The sequence below is a fragment of the Planctomycetia bacterium genome (genome assembly GCA_034440135.1).
Taxonomy (GTDB): domain Bacteria; phylum Planctomycetota; class Planctomycetia; order Pirellulales; family JALHLM01; genus JALHLM01.
The window spans coordinates 1-6,944 of record JAWXBP010000145.1; the positions used below are offsets into that span (position 1 = coordinate 1).

9 protein-coding genes and 1 pseudogene are annotated in these 6,944 nt (G+C 60.3%); 3 read left to right on the forward strand and 7 right to left on the reverse strand.

The genetic code is table 11. The annotated features are described in order from the left end of the window. On the forward strand, positions 1–1,446 hold a 1,446-nt coding region (locus SGJ19_08350), incomplete at its 5' end, for a reductive dehalogenase domain-containing protein (GenBank protein ID MDZ4780248.1). Positions 1,447–1,468: 22 nt separating this feature from the next. On the opposite strand, the gene SGJ19_08355 is transcribed toward SGJ19_08350, so the two are convergent. From SGJ19_08355 to SGJ19_08385, 7 genes and pseudogenes are all read right to left on the reverse strand, one after another. Further along, positions 1,469–1,984: a peroxiredoxin-like family protein gene (locus SGJ19_08355; GenBank protein MDZ4780249.1), complete on the reverse strand. Its 516-nt coding sequence runs from the start codon at positions 1,982–1,984 to the stop codon at positions 1,469–1,471. 128 nt (positions 1,985–2,112) lie between these two features. Beyond that, a complete protein-coding gene (locus SGJ19_08360) occupies positions 2,113–2,463 on the reverse strand; it encodes a hypothetical protein (protein MDZ4780250.1) in 351 nt (116 codons plus the stop codon). Positions 2,464–2,512: 49 nt separating this feature from the next. Then, complete coding sequence (locus tag SGJ19_08365; protein ID MDZ4780251.1) at positions 2,513–3,439, reverse strand: hypothetical protein; 927 nt, start codon at positions 3,437–3,439, stop codon at positions 2,513–2,515. Between the two features lie 126 nt (positions 3,440–3,565). Then, positions 3,566–4,006, reverse strand: a complete 441-nt coding sequence (locus SGJ19_08370) for a glutathione binding-like protein (GenBank protein MDZ4780252.1) — start codon at positions 4,004–4,006, stop codon at positions 3,566–3,568. Between the two features lie 164 nt (positions 4,007–4,170). Continuing rightward, positions 4,171–4,281 (reverse strand): annotated as a pseudogene (locus SGJ19_08375) (haloacid dehalogenase). A 19-nt stretch (positions 4,282–4,300) separates the two neighbouring features. Further along, positions 4,301–4,813: a DoxX family protein gene (locus tag SGJ19_08380; GenBank protein ID MDZ4780253.1), complete on the reverse strand. Its 513-nt coding sequence runs from the start codon at positions 4,811–4,813 to the stop codon at positions 4,301–4,303. 419 nt (positions 4,814–5,232) lie between these two features. Further along, on the reverse strand, positions 5,233–5,526 hold the full coding sequence (locus SGJ19_08385) for a DUF2282 domain-containing protein (protein MDZ4780254.1): 294 nt from the start codon (positions 5,524–5,526) through the stop codon (positions 5,233–5,235). Between the two features lie 50 nt (positions 5,527–5,576). On the opposite strand from SGJ19_08385, the gene SGJ19_08390 reads away from it, so the two are divergent. Together SGJ19_08390 and SGJ19_08395 are read left to right on the forward strand one after the other, a co-directional pair. Then, a complete protein-coding gene (locus tag SGJ19_08390) occupies positions 5,577–6,392 on the forward strand; it encodes a sigma-70 family RNA polymerase sigma factor (protein ID MDZ4780255.1) in 816 nt (271 codons plus the stop codon). Then, positions 6,389–6,944, forward strand: a 556-nt coding sequence (locus SGJ19_08395; protein MDZ4780256.1) for a DUF1109 domain-containing protein, incomplete at its 3' end; no start/stop codon positions are given. The genes SGJ19_08390 and SGJ19_08395, both read left to right, overlap by 4 nt.

Below are 6,944 nucleotides of genomic sequence, written 5' to 3' on the forward strand. Positions count from 1 at the left end.
CGCCGCGCGCGGCGTCCGTCCCATCTTGGCCGATACCCGATGGAGACCGTCAAGCGCGTGGAGCGCCCGACCACGTTGATCCTCGACGACGAAGTGCCACGGGTACCCAAGCGCGCTGCTTTCTTCGACAGGGCCCTTCACGGCGATCTTGGCGAGAAGTCGCAGAAAGAGCGGACGCGCTTTTCCTTCAAGACGCCGCTCTCTTTCAGCCAACTTGCCTTGATTCGATCGATGGTGCCGTTTCAAAACGGGCCCATCTCCGAAGTGGATACACGCCGCTTTGCCGATCCTGCGGCCAATGCTCGCGCAATAAAGGCGCTGTCGTACTATCTTGGCGCGGACATCACCGGCATCTGTGAAATCCCGCGCTATGCTTGGTTCTCGCATGGGGCAAAGGGCGAGCCAATCACACCTTACCAGCGCTATGCCGTCGTCATGCTCATTGACCAGGGATTTGACACGATGGAGGGTGCGAGTGGGGACGACTGGATCTCGGGCGCGCAATCGATGCGCGCCTATCTCCGCGGCGCCGAGATCGCTGGTGTGATGGCCGAGGTACTGCGGGGCTCCGGCTTTTCGGCGCGTTCGCAGACCAACGCCGATAGCGACGTGCTCCACATTCCCCTCGTCCTATGGGCTGGGCTCGGCGAACTCAGCCGGATCGGAGAGCTTGTGCTCAATCCGTTTGTCGGGCCACGCTTTAAGACAGTCGTGTTGACCACCGACATGCCACTCACAGTGGACAAGCCGGTCGATTTTGGGCTGCAGACGTTCTGCAATAATTGCCTTAAGTGCGCGCGCGAATGTCCCTGCGACGCGATCCCGTGGGGCGACAAGGTGATGTTCAACGGCTACGAAATCTGGAAACCCGATGTCGAACGCTGCACGCGCTATCGGCTCACCAATTCAAAAGGTGCGGCCTGCGGGCGCTGCATGAAAACCTGCCCGCTCAACAAGGTCGTCGATGCTGACGGGCCTGTCCTCACCAGGATCGCCAGTTGGCTCGGCATCAATGCGATGTGGCTGAAGCCCATCCTGGTGCCGATCGCGACCTGGCTCGATGACCGGATCGGCAATGGCCGCCGCAATCCCGCGAAGAAATGGTGGTTCGACCACGAGATCGTCGATGGGACGACGGTTGCTGCAAAAAGCACCAATCAGCGCGATATCGATCCGAGCCGCAAGCTCGACCCGGCAAAACACAAAGTCGCCTACTACCACGCGAACATGATGCCGCCGCCAGACCGGCAGGCTCCGGTCCCGCTTGATCGAAAGTCCGCGCTCGCGGCCGCGGCGGTCGTCGAGTCGCCTCAACAAGCCAAAACACGCAAAGAACGGGGCGGACCTGTTCCACCGCACTACTTGCCAACCCCGCCTAATGGCAATCCGGTGGATGCCGGTGCGGCACAGGAATCGCCTCCGACCCGTGGTCCCTACCAGAGGTAGTTCAGTCGCACTACGCCAGTCGTCAGGCAGTGCCGCGTATCGGATAGTTGTTCGCCTGAACGAATTTGAGCCCGTTCAGAATCGCGCCAAGATCGGGTCGAGAAAAAGGGGCATTCGAAATGTCGACGATTTGCGCCTCGCCTTTTGGATTGACGACGAACAGGCCCGGTTCCGCGAAAGGCTTGTCGGTCTCTTGCGGTGAGCGCGGGTTCGAGATGTAAAGGCCGAGTCGGCGGGCGTCGTCGATCGAGAGGCCGTAGGCGATCGGAAAGCTCGGCTTTACCTCATCGGCGAACGCTTTCGACTTCTCCTCCGAATCGGCCGAAACGGCGATCACTTCTATCTTCGCCTCGGTGTATCCCGGAATCAGTTCGTTCAGGCCGGTCAGGTAGCGCTTGCAGATCGGGCAGTGCTTGCCGCGATAGACCACGACCAACTGCCATCCTTCGCGCGCGCCACCGATCTTGGCGGAGCCGCCATCGACGGTTTTCAGCGAGATCTCCGGCACTTTGCCGCCCGCTTGTAGCTTCTCGCTCAATTTCGCCTCCCCGGTACGGTTCGGGTCCCACGCAGTCGTTCGAACGAAACACCACAGCCATAGAGCATCGCCGCGCGTGCGGCAGTCAAATGAACGTTACATACCTCGCTATCCGCTCGGGCAGGCAACTATGCGACTCGGACTCGGTCGCGTTCCGCCAGCAATTCGCGCTCCCAATCGCCCCGGCTGAACTGCATGATTCTGAGCGGTTCGCCTGGATTCCAGTAGATGTCGAACACCAGCAGCGGCGCCTTGACGGCGAGGCGGTAGGTTCCGACCCAGGGCCGCTGCTTCGGTATCGACGAGGGGTGCGCGGTCTGCGCTGAAACCGCTTTGGGTAGATCGGGGCCTGTGCAACGAATGTCGAGGTGCGGTACACCCAGTGTCGTTTTCACATGGATCGATGTGCCGCCGCCAGTCTCGCGTTGCCCGCGCGCCGCAAGCAGGGAAAGCGCGGCCTCAGCCAGCTCTGCCAGCACCGGTGCCGTCCGTGTCGGTGTGCCGGTAGCGTCGCGATAGGCCGTTTCGCTAGCGGTCACCCTTTGGGGTTTTGTATCCCTCATTCTTCCGCACCTTCATGTATTCACGAAACGTGTCGCGCTTCTTCGCATCGCCGTTCTCCTTGTAGATGTAAGGGCAAACATCGACGCAGATGTGGCAGTAGGTCTCGCGGAAGCGCGAGATTGGGTAGCATTTCTCGATATCGGTGAGCCAGCGCTTGATGCCGTCGGTGACGATGTAATCGTCGGGGATGGCGTCTCCCGGGCAATTATTGCGGCAGAGGTTGCAGGTCATGCAGTAGTCCTGCACGCCGAAGTTTCGTGGCAGGTCGTAGGCCACGGGAAGGTCGGTGGTGACGAAGCCCGGCCTGAAATTAGATCCGAACACGGGATGAATCAGGCTGCCGTGGCGCCCCAGCTCGCCGAAGCCAACCGCATTGAAAACTGGAATTGCCTGTATTTGGAACGAACCGTTGTGATGCGCTAAAGCGGAGTAGCCGAACTCGTCGCGGATTTGCCGCGCCAGTTCGGTAGCGACATCGGCGCAGCGGGCGTAGGCGGTCATCGCCTCAAGATCGACCGCGTCCGGCCCTTCGAGGGTCTTGCCGTAGTCTTCGTAGCAGATGACGGCGATGACGTTTTTGTGCGGAAGGTCAACGCCGAGCTCGATAAATTCGGGGCGTAGCGCCGTCATCCCAACATCGTCGGCGCCCGCCGCCCGCCCGCGGCGCTTGATGTTGTCCGCCATCGCGGCAAGGTCGGGCACCTCGACGCGCACCGGATTGACCGGCCCGTCGCGCAGCGGCGCGAGCTCTGTCCAGTGTTTCATGGCGGCGTCGCGCTCTGGAAATTTGCGCCGCCACAGAGGCACTTCCTGCATACCAAGCTGCCGAAGTGACTCGACTAACAGGGCGTCTTGCAGTCCCTGCTCGCGAATCCAGCTTGTTCCAATCATCGGCCCGTTTCCTCCGAAGTTCCGATCAGACGCGCTTGTGACGACAGCCGGCTGCGTCCACCTCATCTCCACGCTCGACAGTCAGCGGAAATGGTCCAACTCAACCATCACCGAGGCTACTCACCTTCAGGCGGCTAACAATGCCTTGACTTGAGGCCAGACGTCGATCCCCCGCTTCCGCAAGTCATCGTCGTAGGCGGTCGAGCCGAACGCCGTAATCGCCGTTTCGAAACTTGGGCGTGCCTGCGTCGCATCCCACCATCGCGTCACGTTAAACCGGGTAGACCACATGCCGCCAAGACCGAGGCGGTACAATCTATTCACATAAGGGACGATGGCAATGTCGGCCAGTGAAAAGTCCTGTCCACCCAGCCAGGTTTGTCCAGATAGGACCGTTTCCATCTCCTTCAGGACCTTTTCATGCAGCAATACCGCATCATTTACGAACGGTGCTTCGAATCCCTGATCTAGGATTTGCCGCTGACGAGCTGCTCGCGCGCGATCGGGAAGTTTTCTCAATCGATCCTCCAACTCGCGCGGATCGTAGTGCTGGCGCAATTGATCCACGAATGCGGCTTGTCCCTTTCGCAAATGCAATCTGCCGAGGCAGAGACTGGGCTCGCCTTGCGACCAGCTCAGTCGCCTGTACGCGTACAGCCAGTTTATCCTAACCTTGGTTCACGACGTTTTGTCCAATTGCCCGGATGGAATAAACGGTAGCCACACCCCAGCTTGTCGCCGAGCAGGTCGCGACACCGAGCGGCCGCGGAGGCGTAGTCGAACAGGGTCCCATACGCATCGAATACGCAGGCGCTGATGCCTTCGAGCTTCGTGTCGTTCATGAATGCTCCTTGGTTTCGACTAATTTCGCCCACGCCTGATGAGTCCGTCGATTGAAAGCGGACCTCCGCCTCGGATGAAAAGATAGCCGAATGCCAGCATCCACACATAGTGATAGGGTGCGAGATAATCATCGTTCGCGTAACCGACGACAAAGTGAATGAAGGCTGTCATGATCAGGAGGCCGAGTGCCGGCACGCGAGTGAAGAGGCCGACGAACAGCAATACGGGCAGTACGAGCTCGGCACCCGTCGTGACGATTGCCCAGACTTTCGGCGACAATAGGCCCAGCTTGTATTCCTGGGCGAACAGGAAATCCTGACTTTTCCAGTTGGTCACGCGCGCCATGCCCGAATCGAGGAATATTTTTCCCATCCAAATGCGAGCGGCGACATTGAAAACGGGCTCGACATAGGTCGTGAGGCTGCGACCGAATGCTTCGTGGGTTTCGAATAAGCGGCCGAGCGATGAGATGACTCCTCGCGAGCGCGGAGCGGTGCTCGAAGTCGCGGACTTACTATGAGCCTTCGTCATTGTCGTCACGTTACCTCTCCAGGTGTGCCTGATTGGAGGATCGCGGCATTAGGACCATGCGGCGAAAGATTCGTGTGGCGCCTGTCGTTGCTGTACGGCGAATCGGCTGTCGGTGGCTCAGCCGTGCGCATCTGCGAATGCATGAGTCCTGTAGTCCGCGCAGCTCCTCGAGCGTCGACAGCCGGCACAACTGAACGAGATCTCGTCAAGCACTTCAGCCGGCCGACGGTCGGCGTGCCGCCGCGAAGCATTTGAACGTGCGGGCGACGAAGTCAGCTAGCTGCCCTGCAGATGGACCGGACAAATTGGATTTTAGGTGAGCTTAGCGATTCCGGCATTCCGCTAAGATCGCAATCGGTTGGTGACCCCCGGATCGGCAAAGGCTACCACTTTCGCCGATCCCGGGGCCCCGCCGATCGTTACGCCTTCGGCGCCTTCGGGTTCACGCCCTTGCCGGGCTTATCGACGCCGCTCAACTTGGCGCATTCGGCCGCGTCTTTCACCGCCTTCCATTCGCCGAGGTGGTAGTCGGTCTTCGACTGACCAGCACAATCGTGGGTCTTGGCGGCGTTGGCGCAGTCGTTCTGGCCGGCCTTGGAGATGCCGTAGCACTTGAAGCCTGACGCTCCCTGCGTCTGGGCGACGGCAGTACCTGCGAGCGCGAGCGCGCCGGCGACGACCGACGCGACGGCGATGGCGGATATCTTTGTCATAGTGGGGGGCTCCTTTTCTGATGCCGGCTCAAATCGAGACCCGGTGCATAATGTTCGTTTCGATTGCGCCAATGGTTACAGCCGGGCCGTCATTTCTGCCCTCGAATGCCCTGGGCGGAATTGCTCACATTCTGTTGATGGCGCGGATGGCAGAGAACGATCCGATAGTGGGACGTATTCGTTTACAAGCCGGTGCCATGTCGCCCAGGTCGCGCAACCGGCAACCACCGCTTGCCGTCGTCTCAAACGACGCGTCCATGTCCGATTCGATTAGCCGCGGGCGATCCGACGAAGCACGCGCGCGTTCGCTGGCACGGGATGTCGATTGGTCGATCCTCATGGCGCGCGCGCAGGGGGGCGACGGAGAGGCCTATCGGCGCCTTCTCGGGGAAATCGTGCCGTATGTACGTTCGCTCGTGGCGCCACGCCATCGGGACCCGCGCGACGTCGAGGACACGACGCAGGATGTGCTTCTCACCATCCATTCCATCCGACATACCTATGATCCGACCCGGCCGTTCACCCCCTGGCTCGTTGCGATTGCCCATCGGCGGGCGATCGACAGGCTTCGACAGCAGGGTCGCTCGAGATTGAGGGATGACGCCCTTAAGGCCGAGTATGAAACTTTTGGGGAGCCTCTAACGAACATAGAGGAGACAAGGTCGGAAGAGCACTCACTCCACAAGGCAGTCGAGCGTTTACCCCCGGGTCAACGCGAAGCCGTCAAACTTCTAAAGCTGCAGGAAATGTCCCTAAGGGAAGCATCGAAAGTCAGCGGTATGTCGGTTGCGGCCCTGAAGGTCGCCATGCACCGCGCGCTGAAGAGCTTGCGTAAGATTCTCGGTAGCAAGAGCGAAAAAACGTGATCACAACGCCCGACCTCATCGATTCGCTTTCAGCAAATGTGCCGCCCGTTCGGCGCCTGCGCCCGCCAATCCGGCGCGCGATCTTCTGGCTTTTTCTTGCCGGGCTCGTTTTGGTTCTCATCGGCGTGAGCCACGGCGTGCGGCCCGATATTGCGAGAAAAGCGCAAGAGTCGACCTTCGTGGTCGGCATTGTCGCATCGCTCCTCACGGGCATTCTGGCGGCAATCGCAGCCTTCGTCGTCAGTCTTCCCGACCGATCGCGCCTTTGGCTCCTGCTCCCGGCACCGACGCTCGTCCTTTGGATTTCGACGATCGGCTATGGCTGCGTGATCGCTTGGGTGGGCCTTGGACCGGATGGCATTCGCCTCCGTGACGTGGCGGAGTGCTTTGCGACGCTGGTTCTGACGAGCGTGCCGATCTCGGCCGCCATGCTTCTGATGCTGCGTCACGCCGCTGCCCTCCGTCCCACGACCGTGATCATGATGGGAAGTCTGGCGGTCGCAGCGCTTACCGCGACGGGGTTACTCGTATTCCACAGTCTCGATGCAACGA

Bases quoted from the DNA above. Each gene is read 5' to 3' on its own strand.
- SGJ19_08380 (MDZ4780253.1), bottom strand. From the start codon at position 4,813: ATGACGAAGGCTCATAGTAAGTCCGCGACTTCGAGCACCGCTCCGCGC.
- SGJ19_08365 (MDZ4780251.1), bottom strand. From the start codon at position 3,439: ATGATTGGAACAAGCTGGATTCGCGAGCAGGGACTGCAAGACGCCCTG.
- SGJ19_08385 (MDZ4780254.1), bottom strand. From the start codon at position 5,526: ATGACAAAGATATCCGCCATCGCCGTCGCGTCGGTCGTCGCCGGCGCG.
- SGJ19_08390 (MDZ4780255.1), top strand. From the start codon at position 5,577: ATGTTCGTTTCGATTGCGCCAATGGTTACAGCCGGGCCGTCATTTCTG.